Source organism: Streptomyces sp. NPDC099050, from assembly GCF_044759865.1.
Classification (GTDB): Bacteria; Actinomycetota; Actinomycetes; order Streptomycetales; family Streptomycetaceae; genus Streptomyces.
This window is the reverse complement of record NZ_JBIWAE010000002.1, coordinates 87,021-103,495: the sequence shown is the minus strand read 5'-3', so window position 1 is coordinate 103,495 and position 16,475 is coordinate 87,021. Positions and strand designations below refer to the sequence as shown.

General features: G+C 70.7%; 14 protein-coding genes. 5 read left to right on the top strand and 9 right to left on the bottom strand.

All coding sequences use genetic code 11. The features are described from left to right. Positions 1-204: 204 nt before the first annotated feature. Complete coding sequence (locus tag ACIQV3_RS03495) at positions 205-993, bottom strand: aminotransferase class IV (RefSeq protein ID WP_403709342.1); 789 nt, start codon at positions 991-993, stop codon at positions 205-207. Positions 994-1,127: 134 nt separating this feature from the next. On the opposite strand from ACIQV3_RS03495, the gene ACIQV3_RS03490 reads away from it, so the two are divergent. After that, positions 1,128-1,793 carry an HAD family hydrolase gene (locus ACIQV3_RS03490; protein WP_403709340.1) on the top strand — a complete coding sequence of 222 codons (666 nt, stop codon included), beginning with the start codon at positions 1,128-1,130 and terminating at the stop codon, positions 1,791-1,793. On the opposite strand, the gene ACIQV3_RS03485 is transcribed toward ACIQV3_RS03490, so the two are convergent. After that, positions 1,774-2,997, bottom strand: a complete 1,224-nt coding sequence (locus tag ACIQV3_RS03485; protein ID WP_403709338.1) for a tetratricopeptide repeat protein — start codon at positions 2,995-2,997, stop codon at positions 1,774-1,776. The two genes, ACIQV3_RS03490 and ACIQV3_RS03485, sit on opposite strands and share 20 nt — an antisense overlap. Positions 2,998-3,191: 194 nt before the next feature. On the opposite strand from ACIQV3_RS03485, the gene ACIQV3_RS03480 reads away from it, so the two are divergent. Continuing rightward, complete coding sequence (locus ACIQV3_RS03480) at positions 3,192-3,521, top strand: DUF6415 family natural product biosynthesis protein (RefSeq protein WP_403709336.1); 330 nt, start codon at positions 3,192-3,194, stop codon at positions 3,519-3,521. A gap of 744 nt (positions 3,522-4,265) precedes the next feature. Here the strand turns inward: ACIQV3_RS03480 and alc are convergent. From alc to ACIQV3_RS03445, 7 genes are all read right to left on the bottom strand, one after another. Then, on the bottom strand, positions 4,266-5,429 hold the full coding sequence (alc, locus tag ACIQV3_RS03475) for an allantoicase (RefSeq protein WP_403709334.1): 1,164 nt from the start codon (positions 5,427-5,429) through the stop codon (positions 4,266-4,268). A gap of 133 nt (positions 5,430-5,562) precedes the next feature. Further along, a complete protein-coding gene (locus ACIQV3_RS03470) occupies positions 5,563-6,516 on the bottom strand; it encodes an IS481 family transposase (RefSeq protein WP_403709332.1) in 954 nt (317 codons plus the stop codon). A gap of 121 nt (positions 6,517-6,637) precedes the next feature. Beyond that, the gene (locus tag ACIQV3_RS03465) at positions 6,638-7,642 is read right to left on the bottom strand and encodes a LacI family DNA-binding transcriptional regulator (RefSeq protein WP_403709330.1); all 1,005 of its coding nucleotides are present in this window, start codon (positions 7,640-7,642) and stop codon (positions 6,638-6,640) included. Beyond that, positions 7,639-9,255 (bottom strand): glycoside hydrolase family 13 protein, encoded by a 1,617-nt coding sequence (locus ACIQV3_RS03460; protein WP_403709328.1) that lies wholly within the window; start codon positions 9,253-9,255, stop codon positions 7,639-7,641. Before ACIQV3_RS03460 ends, ACIQV3_RS03465 begins: the two co-directional genes overlap by 4 nt. A 52-nt stretch (positions 9,256-9,307) precedes the next feature. Beyond that, positions 9,308-10,192 carry a sugar ABC transporter permease gene (locus tag ACIQV3_RS03455; RefSeq protein WP_403709326.1) on the bottom strand — a complete coding sequence of 295 codons (885 nt, stop codon included), beginning with the start codon at positions 10,190-10,192 and terminating at the stop codon, positions 9,308-9,310. 2 nt (positions 10,193-10,194) lie between these two features. Continuing rightward, the gene (locus ACIQV3_RS03450) at positions 10,195-11,241 is read right to left on the bottom strand and encodes a carbohydrate ABC transporter permease (protein WP_403709324.1); all 1,047 of its coding nucleotides are present in this window, start codon (positions 11,239-11,241) and stop codon (positions 10,195-10,197) included. A 7-nt stretch (positions 11,242-11,248) separates the two neighbouring features. Then, positions 11,249-12,526, bottom strand: a complete 1,278-nt coding sequence (locus tag ACIQV3_RS03445) for an extracellular solute-binding protein (protein WP_403709322.1) — start codon at positions 12,524-12,526, stop codon at positions 11,249-11,251. Positions 12,527-12,746: 220 nt separating this feature from the next. Here ACIQV3_RS03445 and ACIQV3_RS03440 point away from each other — a divergent pair, with 220 nt between their 5' ends. The 3 genes from ACIQV3_RS03440 (at position 12,747) to ACIQV3_RS03430 (ending at position 16,474) form a co-directional block, all read left to right on the top strand. Continuing rightward, the gene (locus tag ACIQV3_RS03440) at positions 12,747-14,375 is read left to right on the top strand and encodes a glycoside hydrolase family 13 protein (RefSeq protein ID WP_403709320.1); all 1,629 of its coding nucleotides are present in this window, start codon (positions 12,747-12,749) and stop codon (positions 14,373-14,375) included. Positions 14,376-14,401: 26 nt separating this feature from the next. Next, on the top strand, positions 14,402-15,442 hold the full coding sequence (locus ACIQV3_RS03435; protein WP_403709318.1) for a LacI family DNA-binding transcriptional regulator: 1,041 nt from the start codon (positions 14,402-14,404) through the stop codon (positions 15,440-15,442). 126 nt (positions 15,443-15,568) lie between these two features. Beyond that, complete coding sequence (locus tag ACIQV3_RS03430; protein WP_403709316.1) at positions 15,569-16,474, top strand: phosphatase PAP2 family protein; 906 nt, start codon at positions 15,569-15,571, stop codon at positions 16,472-16,474. The last annotated feature ends 1 nt before the right edge of the window (position 16,475 follow it).

Here is a 16,475-nt window from a genome sequence, read left to right as displayed (position 1 = left end):
CAGAGCATCCAGGGCCGGGCGTCTGGACACCCTTCCCGAGACTGTCGACCGCCAGCATGAGCGAGAGGGGGAAGCGGCAGACCTCAGGGTCGGTGGGCGCGACAGATCGCTACACACTCCCACTCGGCTTAGCGACTAGCGACCGGCTGTGGCTGATCTGCACGGGGGCGTTTGACACGTCGTGGTGACGTGCCGATGCGGCTATCAGATGACGTCCCAGGGGACCGAGGCCCAGGCCCTGTTGAGGACATCGGTCAGGACCGGGCCCCCGCCGGAGTAGCTGAGTTGGTCGATGGAGGCCAGCGGCTGGCTGGGGCAATGAGAGTTGCTCGCCGCGGCGGCTCGAAGTTCCGGCAGGTCGGCGGCCGTCAGCCGGCGGGTCGACCACATCGCACCGACGCGGGTCAGGCCGGCCTGGAGCAGCTGCATGGTGATGCCGGGCAGCACGGGGGCCTCGGGCCACAGCACCTGTTCCCCGTCCCAGAACGACACGTTCCAGACCGAGCCCTCACGTACGAACCCGTCCCGGCCGACGAACAGGACATCGTCGAAGCCCGCCTCGCGGGCCTGGAGCATCCCGTAGGTGAGCCCCATCGTCGCCGCGTGCTTGAGGTGCGGCAGGTCGCGCTCGTACGTCGCCGTGCGAACCCGTAGGGCCGGCCGTGGGCTGTCGGCGACGGCGTCCGAGACCGACACCATGACGTCCGTACCGCCCGCTGGGCCGACCGCGGGAACGACGCTCACCCGCACTGACGCAGCCGGCCGGTCGCCGAGCGCGTGCCGGATGAGTTCGCGGATTCTGTGGTCGTCCTGCACGGCCATCCCGCCGAAGAGCTCCAGAGAGGCATTGGCCAGCCGTCGGAGGTGGAGCTCCAGCCCCGGCACCGCCCCCTCGCGGACCTGCATCGACGTGAAGTGCCCGTAGTTCCAGGTCGCCACCCGGTGCACGTCCTCCACCTCTGCGGGCAGACCGTTGATCTCTATGCTCAGCACTCGCGCCATGCTGTCACAGCCACTTTGTCCGCCAATTCCTGGCGATCCGTGCGCTGTGAGCGGGCCAAGAGCACGCCAGCGGCTCAGACGCCTACTTGGCGTGGGTCGCCGGACCCGTGGCTAGGCTGCCCCGTATGACGATTCGCGCTGTGGTTTTTGACGTCGGCGAGTGCCTTGTGGACGAGACCCGGGAGTACGGCACCTGGGCCGACTGGCTGGGTGTACCCCGCCACACCTTCGCGGCGATGTTCGGCGCCGTCGTGGCTCAGAATCGGGACTATCGCGAGGTGTTCCAGGAGTTCCGCCCCGGCTTCGACCTCACTGAACAGCGGGAGGCCCGCGCTGCCGCCGGACAGCCGGAACACTTCGACGAGTCCGACCTGTACTCGGACGTGCGGCCCGCGTTCGCACAGCTTCGCGCCGACGGCCTGTGGCTCGGGATCGCCGGGAACCAGACCGTCCGGGCCGGTGGCCTGCTCCGCGGTCTCTTCACAGGTGACGTCGACCTGATCGGGACCTCGGACGACTGGGGCGCCAGCAAACCCGACCCTGAGTTCTTCCTCCATGTGGCCAAGGCCGTTCCCTTCGCGCCGGACGAGATCCTTTACGTGGGCGACCGCGTCGACAACGACCTCCGCCCCGGCAAGCAAGCGGGAATGCACACCGCGCTCGTCCGCCGGGGCCCGTGGGCCACGATCCAGTGGGACACCGTCGAGGCCCGGGAACTGCCGACGTTCCGCATCGAGACCCTCGCTGACCTGTCCCCCCTGATCGCCCGGTTCAACAAGCAAGCGAGCTGACCACAGCCCCCCAGCCGTAGAGACGGTCATCGAGGTCGCGGACGTACTGCTCGTGCTCCCAGGGGCCGAGTGCGCGCCGTACCTCCCGGACCCGATCCAGCCCGGTCGCGTACCAGTGCGCCTCCAACAGCTCCAGCGCACGGAGGGCGTACTGGGCCGCCTCCTCCGGGCGTCCAGCGGCGGCCTCCACCGAACCAAGGTCTCCGAGGATGACCGTGCGCTGTTTGTCCGCGTCGCCCGGGAGATCGTCCAGCGCGTGGAGCAGCGTCTCGCGGGCCTGCGGCAGGTGCCCTGCAGTCAGTTGCACGTTCCCCTTGAACGCGGCCAGCCGGACCGGACTGAACCAGTCCATCCACTCCGGGGTGCGCTGGCTTTCTGTGTCCCCGACGACAGTCTCAGCGTGGGCAATCGAGTTGAGAGCGGCCCGGTTGTCCCCGCAACGGGTAGCGCACTCCGCCTCGACCGCGTCGAGCCAGGCCACGAAGTAGCCACTGGCCTGCCCGCGCCGAGCGTAAGTCCGGGCCGCAACCATCCGCTCAGTGGCGGCGGAACGCTGCCCAGCCCACCCGGGAATGAACGCCATGTGGGCAAGGATCGCGGACCCGAGCAGAGCATCGTCGGCTTCCCCGGCTGCTTGAAGGGCGCGCACCCACGTGTCGCCGGCACGGTTGGGTTCACGGAGGTCGAAGAACTCGATTCGGCCCGCCAACAACCAGCTTTCCGCAAGGGCGGCGGCAAGGGTCTGACGCGTGCGGCCGGTGGTTGCGTCGAGGAGCTGGCCGCCCAGGGTGGCGTGAGCCGCGACGGCGGGATGCAGTATCGCCGGGGTCACGGTCCAGTAGAGCCGACGGTGCACGCGGGTGACAGCGAGGAAGTCAGCCCCGGCGGTGGCCGGCTGCGGCGCACTGGAGGTCCGGAGAGGGCCACGGTTCGCGGGCGCGATGAGGCTTGACGTGACGTGCGGCCCGGTCCCGGGCGGCACGTTGAAACCGAGTTCGTCCAGGGGACGGCCGAGAAGGTCAACGATGGCTTGACGAACGTCGGGGTGGGGCAGGGGCGGGTTCTCGCCTTCGTAGCGTCGGGCCTGACGCAGGCCGACGTGGATCCCGCCTGCCGCGAGCGCGTCGACGAGTTCCTGCTGAGTTCGGTAGCCGGCGGCTTGGCGGGCCGCCCTGAATCGCGCGTTCCCGGTGGGTCGGGTCATTCCAACTCCCATAGTGCATAGGTGTCCTGACCTACTCTCTCAGAACGTCCTCTCAACTGTCACGAGCCCTCGCAACTCGGTCGGCGAAGCCCTATTCCAGGGCCCGAAAAGGCCTCCAAAAAGTCCTCCTCATAGGACCGCTGCGGGGCCATGGTGTCTCTCACCACTCACTGACGATGGCAGGGAGCACCGGCATGAACCCAGGCGAGAGGCAGACGATCGAGGAGCTCGCGGCGCGCGCTCTGGTGCCCTACGCGGAGCGGCCCGGCGCCGACGGCGTGGCACAACTGGTCGACGATCTGATGACCGAAGGGCAGAAGCTGCACGCAGCGGTGTCCCGGCTGCCACTGGCCCGGCGGACTGAACGTGCAGGGGCCGCGCTGGCCGAGTGGACATACTTCGCCGAGGCGGGCCCGCTGAGCGACGGCGATCACGCGGCCTGGAACCACGCCCGCGGCCTCGCCCGCATCCTCCGCATCCTGGCGTCGGTGCTTCACGAGACCCAGCCGAGTAGCCTCCAGTGACGCGCTTCTGCTGCCGCTGCGACCGGCCGATCCTGAGCGAGGACTACGAGACGATCCCCGGGCATTCGATGTCCGGCGCGCGCCCAGACCAGCACGCTCACGGCCGGACGGATCCGGAGTGCCGGCCGATCCGGGCGCGTGACCGGTGACCGAGCGGCTGCGGCAGATCCTCTACGTCCTGATCGTCCTCGGAGCCTTAGCCGTCATCGTCGCCGGCACCGACTGACCGCACCGATGGCGTCTGCGAGGTCCAACGCCGTACTCATAGGCTTCCCAGCCCAAGACGGCCGCAGTCGCTAAGCCGGGCGAGAGCGGGTGGCGATCCAATGCGCCCACCGACTCTGAGGTGCTTCCCGTCCTCCTCACGCTCGCGGTGGCGGTCGACGTCGCGGGAAGGGTGTCCAGCCGCCCGTCCCTGGATGCTCTGATCGCCCCGCGCGTCTGTGGTGATTGAGCTTGCTGTCCTGCCGGGGCGGTGTGCTGATGTCCGCCGGCGGGAGGGGGCTGCGCATCTGTGACCGGGCCGCTCCTCCCTCTCCTCCCTCCCGGCCGTTCCCCGGGGGGATCCCGGGAGTCTTGTGGCGTTTCGGGGTGGGTCGGTCTGTCCAGGGTGGCCGAAGGCCATCGCGGAGCGACGCGACCGCAGGGAGCGCCCTTGAGGGACCGGCCCGCACCGAAAGGACACTGGACTGCCGGGCTCCCACCGGACCATCCGCAGCCAAGGAACGACCCGCAGCAGGCCGGTTAGTCCCGGCGCGTCGCGCGCGTCGCGCGGGTCACTCGGTCGGTCAGGGCGGTCGCGCCGGGCCGGGTGAGGTTGCCGTGGAGGCGCAGGCGGGCCAGGCCTCCGTCGGGGTAGACGTCCAGGCGGGCGTGCGTGGCCGTGGCGGGGACCGCCAGGGGGAGGCGGTGCAGGGCGTCGGGCTGGAGGGGCGTCCGGGGCAGCACCTCGGTCCAGTCGGCGGCCTCGCCGTCCTTGACCGACAGGGACACCCAGCCGGCGGCGTTGCCCTTCAGGTACGCCGTGTCGACTTCCACCGCACGGATCTCACTCTGCGCGGCGAGCCGGTACTCGATCCAGTCGTTGCCCTTGTCGCGGCGGCGCCGGGTCTCCCAGCCGTCGTCCTGCTTCTGCGAGAGTCCCGGCATGATCGTGTTGCCCGGCGAGGAGTAGAAGCCGTCCGACGCGTCCGTCACGCTGCCTCCGTTGGCGACGCAGGCCACGTCGAAGGCCCCGAGCAGGTCCAGCCACGCCGGGTCGGGGACGACCTCGCCGTGGACGCGGAGGCGGGCGATGCCGCCGTCGGGGTGCTGGTTGATCCGCAGGTGCGTCCAGCGGCGGCCCGAGTCGACGGGGAACGCGTTGGCGGCGTGGCCGCGGACGGGGGTGCGGGGCAGGATGACCTCCCACGCGCCGTCGTCCGCCAGCAGTTCGGCGGCGGAGGGGGTGCCGTCGAAGGCGGCGGCCTCGATGCTGACCTGCTGGGGGAAGTTCCCCCGGAAGTGCGCGGTGTCCACGACGATGCCGCGGATGACGCCGGGGACGCCGAGGCGGACCAGGGCCCAGTCGTGGTCGGCGTCCGTGGGGAAGGGGTGGACGGCGTCGGCCCCGCGCCGGCGGCGGGTCTCCCAGCCGTCCATGACCTTGCCCTTGTTCCCGTAGTCGTGGACGTCGAAGACGGCGGGGGTGCGGGAGAGGAGGTTCTCCCGGTCGGCGAAGAACTCGTCGTTGGCCGCGACGACGCCCGCGCCGAGCCGGCGGTCGGCGAGGTCGGTGAGCCGGGTGAAGGCGGCGTCGGTGCCGCGGTAGTCGGCGTACGGGTCGCCGGAGACGTACGGAGCGGCGTAGGCGGACTCGGCGGGGGCGGACTCGGCGGGGGCGGACTGCTCGGCGGGGGAAGGACGCATGAGTGAGGGACGCCTTTCAGCGGTGTCGGCAAGGGAGTTGAGGTGACACCGACAACTCTCACAGCCCGCGATCACTCACGTCCATCGACGGTTTTCGATCTTTCCTTTCAATAATTCCGAACGGTTTGACTACCTAGCTGTATTGCCCTGTGAGGTTGGGGACGCGGCTGGCGGGTGGTTTGCCTGCGAGCGCGGTGTGTCCGCGGTGGTGATTGTAGGTGTGGAGCCACTGGGGGAAGGCGTCGCGTCGTTCCTGCTCTGAGCGGTAGGGGCGTGCGTAGGCCCACTCCTCCAGCAGGGTGCGGTTGAGGCGTTCGACCTTGCCGTTGGTTTGAGGCCGGTAGGGCCGGGTTCGCTTGTGGGTGATCCCGGCCGCTGCCAGGGTGTCGCGCCAGGCGTGGGACTTGTAGCAGGAGCCGTTGTCGGTCAGGACGCGTTCGACCGTGATCCCGCACGCGGTGAAGAACGCCTGGGCCCGCTGCCAGAACGCGGTGGCGGTTTCCTTCTTCTCGTCGACCAGGATCTCGCTGTAGGCGAGGCGGGAGTGGTCGTCGACGGCGGTGTGGATGTACTGGTAGCCCAGGCGGGGCCGGTTTTTGCGGCCGGCCTGGCGGCCGAGGGTCTTGTGGCCGCCGCCGTCGGGGATGTTGCCCAGCTTCTTGATGTCCACGTGGACGAGCTCGCCGGGGCGTTCGCGTTCGTAGCGGCGGATGACACGGCCGGTGGCCCGGTCCAGATGGTCCAGGCGGGCCAGCCGGAAGCGGGTCAGGACGCGGTGCACGGTGGAGGGCACCAGGCCCAGCAGGTGGGCGATGCGGGCCGGTCCCCACCGGCGGGCGAGGCGGACCTTGATGATCCGGCGTTCGGTGCGGGTCGGGGTCCGGCGTGGGCTGTGGTGCGGGCGCGAGGACCGGTCGTCCATGCCGGCTTCGCCGTGAGCGCGGTAGCGGTCGGCCCACCGCTGGGCGGTCGTCGGCGAGACCTGGAAGCGCTCGGCGGCCCGCCGGTAGGTCCAGCCGTCCTCGACCACGCAGCGGGCCAGCCGCAGCCGTCCGGTCTCGGTCAGGGGTGCATTACGGTGGGGCATGAGGGCCTTTCTGGTCGGTGTAGACGTCGCAATCCACACCGAACCCGGAAGGCCCTCACCCGTTCAAGACGCCTCGGCCGAGACCTCCATCACCCGTCCACAACCTCCCGGGGCAATACACCTAGCCCGGCCCCTGCCCCGTGGACCCCCGGACCACCAGCTCCGGCTGGAAGACGTACTCCGTGCGCTGGACCGGGGTGCCGGCCACCGCCTCCAGGAGGGCGCCGACCGCTGCCGTGGCCATGGCGCGGACCGGCTGGCGGACCGTCGTCAGGGGTGGGTCCGTGAAGGCGATCAGCGGGGAGTCGTCGAAGCCGACCACCGAGATGTCCTCCGGTACGCGCAGGCCCCGTTCGCGGGCGGCCCGTATGACGCCCAGCGCCATCGGGTCGCTGCCGCAGACGATGCCCGTGCAGCCCCGGTCCAGGAGGGCTCCGCCCGCCGCGTGGCCGCCCTCGACCGTGAAGAGGGTGCGCTGGATCAGGCCGTCGGCCGCCGCCGACGGGAGGGCGGCGACGAAGCCCGCCTCCTTGCGGGCCGACGGGACGTAGCGCGTCGGCCCGATGGCCAGGCCGATCCTGCGGTGGCCCAGGTCCTCCAGGTGGCGGACCGCCATCTCCGCCGCCGCGCGGTCGTCCGGGGAGATGAAGGGGGCCTGTACCTGTTCGTTGAAGCCGTTGATCAGGACGAACGGGACCCCGCGGGCCGCGAGCCGCTGGTAGCGGGACGGGTCGGCCGAGGAGTCCGCGTGCAGGCCGGACAGGAACACGATGCCGGTGACTCCGCGCTCCTCCAGCTGCTCCACCAGCTCGTCCTCGGTGGCCCCGCCCGGGGTCTGCGTGCACAGCACCGGGGTGTAGCCGTGGCCCGCGAGGGTCTGCTCGATGACCTGGGCGAACGCCGGGAAGATGGGGTTGGTCAGCTCGGGGGTGAGGAGACCCACCAGGCCGTTGCTGCGCCGGCGCAGCCGGACCGGGCGTTCGTAGCCGAGCAGGTCCATGGCGGCCAGCACCTTGTGCCGGGTGCCGGACGCCACGCCCGCCTTGCCGTTGAGCACGCGGCTGACGGTCGCCTCGCTGACCGCGGCCTGCGCGGCGATGTCCGTCAGCCGCAGCGGGGAGGTCATCCCCGCCACCACACCGCCGTGTCGGCCGGCAGCTCCGACGGGTCGGGCAGGGGCCCGCTCGCCAGTAGTACGGTGCCCCGCGCGGGCATCCGTACGGGTTCGCCCGTGGTGTTGACCGTGCAGGTGAAGTCCCCCCGGCGGAAGGCCAGGACGCCCGCCGGGGCCTCCAGCCACTCCACCCGGTCGCCCGCGCCCAGCTCCGGGTCCGCGCGGCGCAGGCGCAGCGCGGAGCGGTAGAGCTCCAGGGTGGAGGCCGGGTCGCCGGTCTGCGCGGCCACGCTCAGGCCGGCCCAGTCGGCTGGCTGCGGCAGCCAGCTGCCGCCGTCGCCGAAGCCGTACGGGGCCTCGGTGCCGGACCACGGGATCGGGACGCGGCAGCCGTCGCGCAGCCCGTCCTGCCCGGCGCCGCGGGCGAAGGCCGGGTCCTGGCGGACGGCGTCCGGGAGGTCGACGACCTCCGGCAGTCCCAGCTCCTCGCCCTGGTAGACGTACGCCGAACCGGGCAGCGCCAGCATCAGCAGCGCGGCCGCCCGCGCCCGGGCCAGGCCCTCGGCACCTCCGCCGTACCGCGTGACGTGGCGTACGACGTCGTGGTTCGACAGCACCCACGTCGTCGGGGCGCCCACCGGGCGCATCGCGTCCAGCGACTCGTCGATGGTGGCCCGCAGCGCGGCCGCGTCCCAACCGGTGTTCAGGTAGTGGAAGTTGAAGGCCTGGTGCAGTTCGTCGGGCCGCAGGTACATGGCGGTCCGGTCGGCGCTGGGGGTCCAGGCCTCGGCGACGCCGATGCGGTCACCGGCGTACTCGTCGAGGACCCGGCGCCAGGAGCGGTAGATCTCGTGGACGCCGTCTTGGTCGAAGAAGGGCAGCACCTGGTTGCCGAGCAGCTTGAGCTGTTCGCCGCGGCCGAGGTCGGGCAGGCCGGGGGCCTTGACCAGGCCGTGGGCCACGTCGATGCGGAAGCCGTCGGCGCCGAGGTCGAGCCAGAACCGCAGGATCGAGCGGAACTCGTCCTGGACGGCCGGGTGTTCCCAGTTGAAGTCGGGCTGCTCGGGCGCGAAGAGGTGCAGGTACCACTCCCCGTCGGCGACCCGGGTCCAGGCCGGTCCGCCGAAGATGGACTCCCAGTCGTTGGGGGGCTCCGTGCCGTCGGCGCCCCGCCCCGCGCGGAAGTGGAACCGTTCGCGCAGCGGCGTACCGGGCCCTTCGCGCAGTGCCTGCTTGAACCATTCGTGCTGGTCGGAGCAGTGGTTGGGGACCAGGTCCACGATGATCCGCAGGTCCAGCGCGTGGGCTTCGCGGATCACGGCGTCGGCGTCGTGGAGGCTGCCGAACATCGGGTCGATGGCCCGGTAGTCGGCGACGTCGTAGCCCGCGTCGGCCTGCGGGGAGGCGTAGAAGGGGCTGAGCCACACGGCGTCGACGCCGAGGTCCTTGAGGTAGGGCAGTCGGCTGCGGATGCCTTCGAGGTCCCCCATGCCGTCCCCGTTGGAGTCGGCGAAACTGCGCGGATAGACCTGGTAGATCACCGCTTCTCTCCACCAGCCGGGCTGGGTGCCGGTGGAGGTGGGGAGGCCGTCCAGCGAGGGTTCGGCGGCGAGGTGCTGGGTCATGTCGTCCTTGAAGAGGTCGGGCCGGGTGGTACGAGGGCGGGGCGCGGGGTGGTCAGCCCTTGGTCGCGCCCGCCGTCATCCCGGCGACGAGGTGACGCTGGGCGAAGAGGAAGAAGAACGCCGCGGGGATCGCGATGAGGATGGAAGCGGCGCTCATCGCACCCCAGTTGGAGGTGTACTGGGTGACGAAGGTCTGCAGGCCGCCGGCCAGCGTGAGGTGCTCGTCGCCGACCATGAAGGCGGAGGCGTAGGCGACCTCGCCCCAGGCGGTGATGAAGGCGTAGAAGCCGGTGACGGCGAGGCCGGGCTTGGCGAGCGGCAGGATCAGGCGCCAGAAGGTGCCGAAGGGGTTGAGCCCGTCGACGCGGCCGGATTCGTCGATCTCGACCGGGATGGTGTCGAAGAAGCCCTTCATCATCCAGGCGCAGAACGGCACGGCGATCGTGAGGTACGTGATCACCAGGCCGAGCGGCTGGTTGAGCAGCCCCAGGTCTCCCATGAGGTTGTAGAGCGGCACGATGAGGATGGCCATCGGGAACATCTGCGTGATGAGCAGGGTCCACATCAGCGGCTTCATTCCGGGGAACTTGAAGCGGCTGACGGCGTATCCGGTGGTGGCGGCGATGAACACCCCGAGGACGGTGGTGATGCCCGCGACCAGGACGGAGTTGCCGAACCAGGCGAGGAAGGAGGTCGACTCCACCAGGTAGCGGTAGTTGTCGAGGGTCGGTTCCTTGACGAAGTCCGTGGAGATGGCGTGCTTCGCGGGCTTGAGGGAGGTCAGCAGGATCCACAGCACCGGGAAGACGGCGATCACGGCGGCGACGGCCAGGGTGCCGTGCAGGCCGGCGGAGGCGAGCGCGGAGCGCTTGCCCCGGGGGCGGGCGGAGCCGGTCTTCGCGGAACTGGCGGAACGAACGGAGTCGGTCGTCGTCATGGTCACCACACCTCTCCCTGCTTGCGCAGCGAGCGCCGGTAGACCAGCGCGAAGATCATGAGCAGCAGGAGGATCAGTACGCCCCAGGTCGCCGACACGGCGAAGTCGCGCGGGCTGGTCACGAACGCCTCGCGGAAGGCCTGGGTCACCAGGATCTCCGTGGAGTCGCCGGGGCCGCCCCGGGTGAGCAGGAAGATCACCGGGAACATGTTGAAGGTCCAGATGGTGGAGAGCAGGATCACGGTCATGCTGACCGTGCGCAGTCCCGGCAGGGTGATGTGGCGGAACCGCTGCCAGGGACTGGCCCCGTCCATCTCGGCCGCCTCGTAGAGCTCGCCGGGGATCGACTGCATGCCGCCGAGCAGGGCGACCATCATGAAGGGGACGCCGAGCCAGACGTTGACGGCGATGACCGCGATCTTGGCCCAGGTCGGGTCGTCGAGCCACGGGACGGCGGAGATGCCGCCGCCTTCGAGGATCTTGTTGAGGATGCCGTTGTCGCGGTTGAAGAGGAACCGCCAGGCGAAGACGGAGACGAATCCGGGGACGGCCCAGGGCAGGATGAGCGCCATCCGGTAGGCGGCGCGTCCCTTGAACTCGCGGTTGAGCACGGTGGCGAGGCCGAGGCCCAGCGCGAAGGTGACCGATACGCAGGCGACGGTCCAGGTCACCGTCCACACCAGCCGCTGCAGGAACACCGGGTCGGCGAGGACCTCGGCGTAGTTGTCGAGGCCGATGAACTGGTACGTGGCCTCGATGTGGTTGGCGCCGATGGTGCGGCCGACGTTGCGCTCGGTGGCGTCGGTCAGCGACAGGTAGATCCCGCGGACGAGCGGCCAGCCGATGATCACGCCGAGCACGAGCACCACGGGGGTGATCATGGCCCAGGCGTACCAGTGGGTGGCCAGGGCCCGCTTCAGCCCGGGGCGGTTCTTCCCGCCGGCGTTGCCGTCAGTCCTGCGGCTCCGGCCGCGGGCGGCGGGACCGGCGTCAGGACCGGTCTCGCTGCCCGCGGCCTTCGCCACCGACTGGCTGGTGTGAGCAGCCATCTTTTCGTTACTTCCAGCCCTTGAGGATCTTGCGGAATTCGGCGCCGGCCGCCTTGGCCGCGTCCTCCGGGCTCGAGGCCCCGGTGATCGCCTTGGTGTATTCGACCTTGAGCGGCTCGAAGAGGGATCCGTTCTCCGGGATCCAGGCGCGCTCGACGGCCTTGTCCACGGCCGGCTTGAAGAACTGCACCATCTCGCTGGACTTGACGTCGGGCTGCTCGTAGGCGGCCGTCCGGGTCGGGAGCAGGCTCAGCTCCTTGGCGGACTGGACCTGCACCTCCTGCGAGGTCATGTAGTCGACGAAGGCGTTCGCGGCGGCGATGTTCTTGGAGCCCGCGTACACGGCGAGGTCGTGGCCGCCCTGCGGGGCGCCCGCCTTGACGGAGCCGGCCGGGACCGCGGCGATGCCGAGGTTGGCCTTGTCCTTGAACTGGTCGCCCGCGTAGCTGTCGGCCACGGCCCAGGGGCCGTTGATCATCATCGCGGCCTCGCCCGTCTTGAAGGCGGTCTGCATGTTGGTCCAGCCGTCGGTGGCGTTGGTGATCGCCGCACCCGAGGTGACCAGGTCGCGGGCGGCCTTGAAGGCCTTGACGCCCGCCGCGTTGTCGACGGTGACCGTCTTGTTCTTCGCGTCGACGAGGTCGCCGCCCTCTCCGTAGATGAGGGGGAGGAACCAGTACGAGTCGTCGCCGCGCAGGTAGAGGCCGGCCTTGCCGGTCTTGGCCTTGATGGCCGCGGCGGCGGTCTTCACCTCTTCCAGCGTCTTGGGGGGCTGGACGCCGGCGTCGGCGAGCATCTTCTTGTTGTAGAAGAGGCCCATGGTGTCGATGACCTGCGGGACGGCATAGGTCTTGCCCTCGTACTTGCCGCTGGCGGCGGCCTGGGGCAGGAACTCGGCGTCGACCTTCTTGGCCGTGTCGGCCGGGACCTCGGCGAGGTAGCCGAGGGAGGCGAAGTCGGCGACCCAGCCCACGTCGGCGCGGATCACGTCGGGAGCCTCGGAGCCGCTGCTGAAGGCGTTCTTGACCTTGTTCTGCGCGTCGCCGTAGGGGACGTTGACGTACTTGACGGTCACCTTGGGGTGCTTGGCGGTGAACGCCTCGGCGAGCTTCTGGAAGGACGCCTTCTCGGCGTCGTTCGAGGTGTCCCACCACGTGACCGTGCCGGAGAGCTCCCCGTCGGCCTTGGCGCCGCTGCTGCCGCCGTCCTTGGTGTCACCGCCGCAAGCCGTCGCCGCGAGCGCCAGAGCCGCGACCAGCGCGGTGGCCGCTATGCCACGCCGCATATGAACTCCTTCGATGATCCCGGCCGCGCCTCGCGGTCCCGAGTTGCCGAGAACGTAACAAGCCTGAAAGCCGACCGAAAGACCTTGCGGGAACTTTCTGCAAGAAGGGGCGATCGTTACATCCGTGTGTCCGGACGGTTGCCGCAGCTTGCTGTTAGTTCGAACCCTCTTCGACTGTCCGGGCCCGCAACCAGGGGGCGCGTACGCGCGTTGACCCGATATGACCCACGAGTTGACCGCCGCCCGGCTTGCAAGCGCTTCCAGCAACGCCACCGCGAGCGGCGGCTGGTGGCGCGATGCCGTCATCTACCAGGTGTACGTACGCTCCTTCGCGGACAGCGACGGCGACGGGATCGGGGACCTGCGCGGGGTCCGCGAGCACCTGCCCCACCTGGCCCGGCTCGGGGTCGACGCGGTGTGGCTGACCCCCTTCTACGTCTCCCCGCAGGCGGACGGCGGCTACGACGTCGCCGACTACCGGGCCGTCGATCCGCTCTTCGGGGACCTCTCCAACGCCGACGACCTCATCCGCGCCGCGCACGCCCTGGGGCTGCGGGTGATCGTGGACGTGGTCCCGAACCACACCTCCGAGCAGCACGTCTGGTTCCGTGCGGCGCTGGCCGGGGAGCCCGGAGCGCGCGAGCGCTACCACTTCCGCCCCGGCCGGGGGCCCGCCGGGGAGTTCCCGCCCAACGACTGGGAGTCGGTCTTCGGCGGGCCCGCCTGGACCCGGACCCCGGACGGCGCCTGGTACCTGCACCTCTTCGCCCCCGAGCAGCCCGACCTGAACTGGGAGAACCCGGAGGTCGCCGAGGAGTTCTCCGCCGTCCTGCGGTTCTGGCTCGACCTCGGCGTCGACGGGTTCCGGGTGGACGTGGCCCACGGCATGGTCAAGGCCCCGGGCATGCCGGACATCGGCCGCGGAGCGCAGGCCACCCTGATCGGCACCGAGCCGCTCCCCTTCTTCGACCAGGACGGCGTCCACGCGATCCACCGCTCCTGGCGGCGGCTGCTCGACTCCTACGAGGTGCCGCGCATCGGCGTCGCCGAGGCCTGGGCGCCCACCTCCGAGCGGCTCGCGCTGTACGTCCGCCCCGACGAGCTGCACCAGGCCTTCAACTTCCGCTTCCTGGAATGCCCGTGGGACACCAGCGCGCTGCGCACCGTCATCGACGAGTCCCTGGCCGCCACCGCCTCCGTCGGCGCCCCGACCACCTGGGTGCTGTCCAACCACGACGTCGTGCGCCACCGCACCCGGTACGGCAGCCTGGCCCGGGCGCGGGCGGCCGCGCTGCTGATGCTGGCCCTGCCCGGATCGGCGTACGTCTACCAGGGCGAGGAGCTGGGCCTGCCCGAGGTGACCGACCTCCCGGACTCCGCCCGCCGGGACCCGGCCTTCGCCCGCGGCACCGGGCAGGACGGGCTGCGCGACGGCTGCCGGGTGCCGATCCCCTGGTCCGGCGAGGAGCCCCCGTACGACTTCGGGCCGGCCGGGAGCTGGCTCCCGCAGCCGGCGGGCTGGGGCGGGCTCAGCGTCGCCGCGCAGACCGGCGACCCCCACTCCACCCTGGAGCTCTACCGCGCCGCCCTGGAACTGCGCCGGGCGATGCCGGGGCTCGGGGCCGCGGAGGCGGGCGTCACCGGGGACGAGCCCGGGATGCAGTGGCTGCCCGCGCCCGAGGGGGTACTGCTCTTCACCCGCCCCGGCTTCGCGTGCACGCTCAACACCCGCCCGGTCCCGCTCGAACTGCCCTCGCCCGGACGCCCCGTCCTGTCCAGCGCTCCGGTGGAGACGGACGGCCGCACCGTCCGGCTCCCCCCGGATTCGTGCACGTGGTGGTCATGGTGAACGTCCGACCGGTACAGTCCAATCCCGTGACCGCACGGCTAGCCGACATCGCAGCCCAGGCGGGGGTCAGCGAAGCCACAGTCAGCCGCGTGCTCAACGGCAAGCCCGGTGTGGCCGCAGGCACCCGTGAATCCGTGCTGGCCGCCCTCGACGTGCTCGGCTACGAACGCCCCGTACGGCTGCGCCAGCGCAGCGCGGGACTCGTCGGCCTGATAACCCCCGAGCTGGACAACCCCATCTTCCCGGCACTCGCCCAGGTCATCGGCCAGGCGCTGACCCGGCAGGGGTACACCCCGGTGCTGGCCACGCAGACGCCCGGCGGGTCCACCGAGGACGAGCTCGTGGAGATGCTCGTCGAGCGCGGGGTGTCCGGGATCATCTTCGTCTCCGGGCTGCACGCGGACACCACGGCCGACATGGGCCGCTACGACCAGCTCCGCGGCCAGGGCGTCCCGTACGTCCTGATCAACGGCTTCTCCGACAAGGTGCAGGCCCCCTTCGTCTCCCCCGACGACCGGGCCGCGATGCAGCTCGCGGTGACCCACTTGACCGCGCTCGGGCACACCCGGATCGGGCTGGCCGTCGGGCCCAAGCGGTTCGTGCCGGTGCTCCGCAAGATCGAGGGCTTCCGCCTCGGCATGAAGGAGCGGCTCGGACTCGGCGAGGAAGAGGTCGAGGAGCTGATCCAGCACTCCCTCTACACGCTGGAGGGCGGCCAGGCCGCCGCGGCGGCGCTGATCGCGCGCGGCTGCACGGCGGTGGTGTGCGCGAGCGACATGATGGCGCTCGGTGCGATCCGGGCGGCCCGCCAGCAGGGCCTCAGGGTCCCGCAGGACGTGTCGGTGGTCGGCTTCGACGACTCCCCGCTCATAGCGTTCACGGACCCGCCGCTGACCACCATCCGCCAGCCCGTGCAGGCCATGGGCCAGGCCGCGGTGCGGACCCTGCTGGAGGAGATCGGCGGCACGCCGGCCCCGCACAGCGAGTTCGTGTTCCTGCCCGAGCTGGTGGTCCGCGGCTCGACCGCGTCCGGACCGCAGCAGGGCCGCGGGGGCGCGCGCGCCTGAGGCGCGGCCCTGTCGTTTCCCCTAGGGACACAAGGCCTCCCCTCGTCCCGGAGGCGGAGGGGCTGCGGCCAAGACCGTCCCAGGGGATGATCGGAGGCGAGTCCTCATCTGGCAGACTCTTTTCCTATGGGTGAAGCGAGCGTGAAGACACTGGATACCCGGACGGACGTCTCGTCATCCCCCGTGACCGAGAACCAGGACCGCCCGGAGTCGTCCGAGCGCGCCGTGCTCTCCAGGCTGCGCGTCCCCCGGCGCCCCCGGATCTGGTTCGAGATCCTGCTGATCGCGGTCAGCTACTGGACGTACTCGCTGATCCGCAACGCCGTGCCCGAGCAGAAGGCGGCCGCGCTCGCGAACGCCGACTGGATCTGGAAGGCGGAGCAGGCGCTCGGCATCGCCGTCGAGGAGAAGGTCAACCACGCCGTCAATTCGGTGACCTGGCTCGTGGTGAGCATGAACTACTACTACGCCACGCTCCACTTCGTCATGACCATCGGCGTGCTGGTCTGGATCTACCGCTTTCATCCCGGGCGTTACGCGGCCACGCGGCTCGTCCTCTTCGCCACCACGGGCGTCGCCCTGGTGGGCTACTACTTCTATCCGCTCGCGCCGCCCCGGCTGATGAACGGGCAGAACTTCATCGACACCGTGCTGGTCCACCACACCTGGGGCTCCATGGCCTCGGGCAACCTCAAGCACATGTCGAACCAGTACGCCGCCATGCCGTCCATGCACATAGGGTGGTCGCTCTGGTGCGGGCTGACGATCTTCGCGGTCGCCTCCGCCCCCTGGGCCCGGATCCTGGGCCTGCTCTACCCGACGGCGACCCTGGTCGTGATCGTGGCCACCGCCAACCACTTCTGGCTCGACGCCGTCGGCGGCCTGCTCTGCCTGGCCTTCGGCTACGCCGTCTCCCGCGCCTGGTACGGGTCCCTCCCGCACCGGCTGCCGCGCCGGCCCGAGGAGACCGGCCGCCACCCGGTTGCGGCGGCCGTGCTCAACCACCCCGCGCTGGTCCGCTTCCGGCGCTGAG

Bases quoted from the DNA above. Each gene is read 5' to 3' on its own strand.
- ACIQV3_RS03490 (WP_403709340.1), top strand. From the start codon at position 1,128: ATGACGATTCGCGCTGTGGTTTTTGACGTCGGCGAGTGCCTTGTGGAC.
- ACIQV3_RS03485 (WP_403709338.1), bottom strand. From the start codon at position 2,997: ATGACCCGACCCACCGGGAACGCGCGATTCAGGGCGGCCCGCCAAGCC.
- ACIQV3_RS03480 (WP_403709336.1), top strand. From the start codon at position 3,192: ATGAACCCAGGCGAGAGGCAGACGATCGAGGAGCTCGCGGCGCGCGCT.
- alc (WP_403709334.1), bottom strand. From the start codon at position 5,429: ATGCGTCCTTCCCCCGCCGAGCAGTCCGCCCCCGCCGAGTCCGCCCCC.
- ACIQV3_RS03470 (WP_403709332.1), bottom strand. From the start codon at position 6,516: ATGCCCCACCGTAATGCACCCCTGACCGAGACCGGACGGCTGCGGCTG.
- ACIQV3_RS03465 (WP_403709330.1), bottom strand. From the start codon at position 7,642: ATGACCTCCCCGCTGCGGCTGACGGACATCGCCGCGCAGGCCGCGGTC.
- ACIQV3_RS03460 (WP_403709328.1), bottom strand. From the start codon at position 9,255: ATGACCCAGCACCTCGCCGCCGAACCCTCGCTGGACGGCCTCCCCACC.
- ACIQV3_RS03455 (WP_403709326.1), bottom strand. From the start codon at position 10,192: ATGACGACGACCGACTCCGTTCGTTCCGCCAGTTCCGCGAAGACCGGC.
- ACIQV3_RS03450 (WP_403709324.1), bottom strand. From the start codon at position 11,241: ATGGCTGCTCACACCAGCCAGTCGGTGGCGAAGGCCGCGGGCAGCGAG.
- ACIQV3_RS03445 (WP_403709322.1), bottom strand. From the start codon at position 12,526: ATGCGGCGTGGCATAGCGGCCACCGCGCTGGTCGCGGCTCTGGCGCTC.
- ACIQV3_RS03440 (WP_403709320.1), top strand. From the start codon at position 12,747: ATGACCCACGAGTTGACCGCCGCCCGGCTTGCAAGCGCTTCCAGCAAC.
- ACIQV3_RS03430 (WP_403709316.1), top strand. From the start codon at position 15,569: ATGGGTGAAGCGAGCGTGAAGACACTGGATACCCGGACGGACGTCTCG.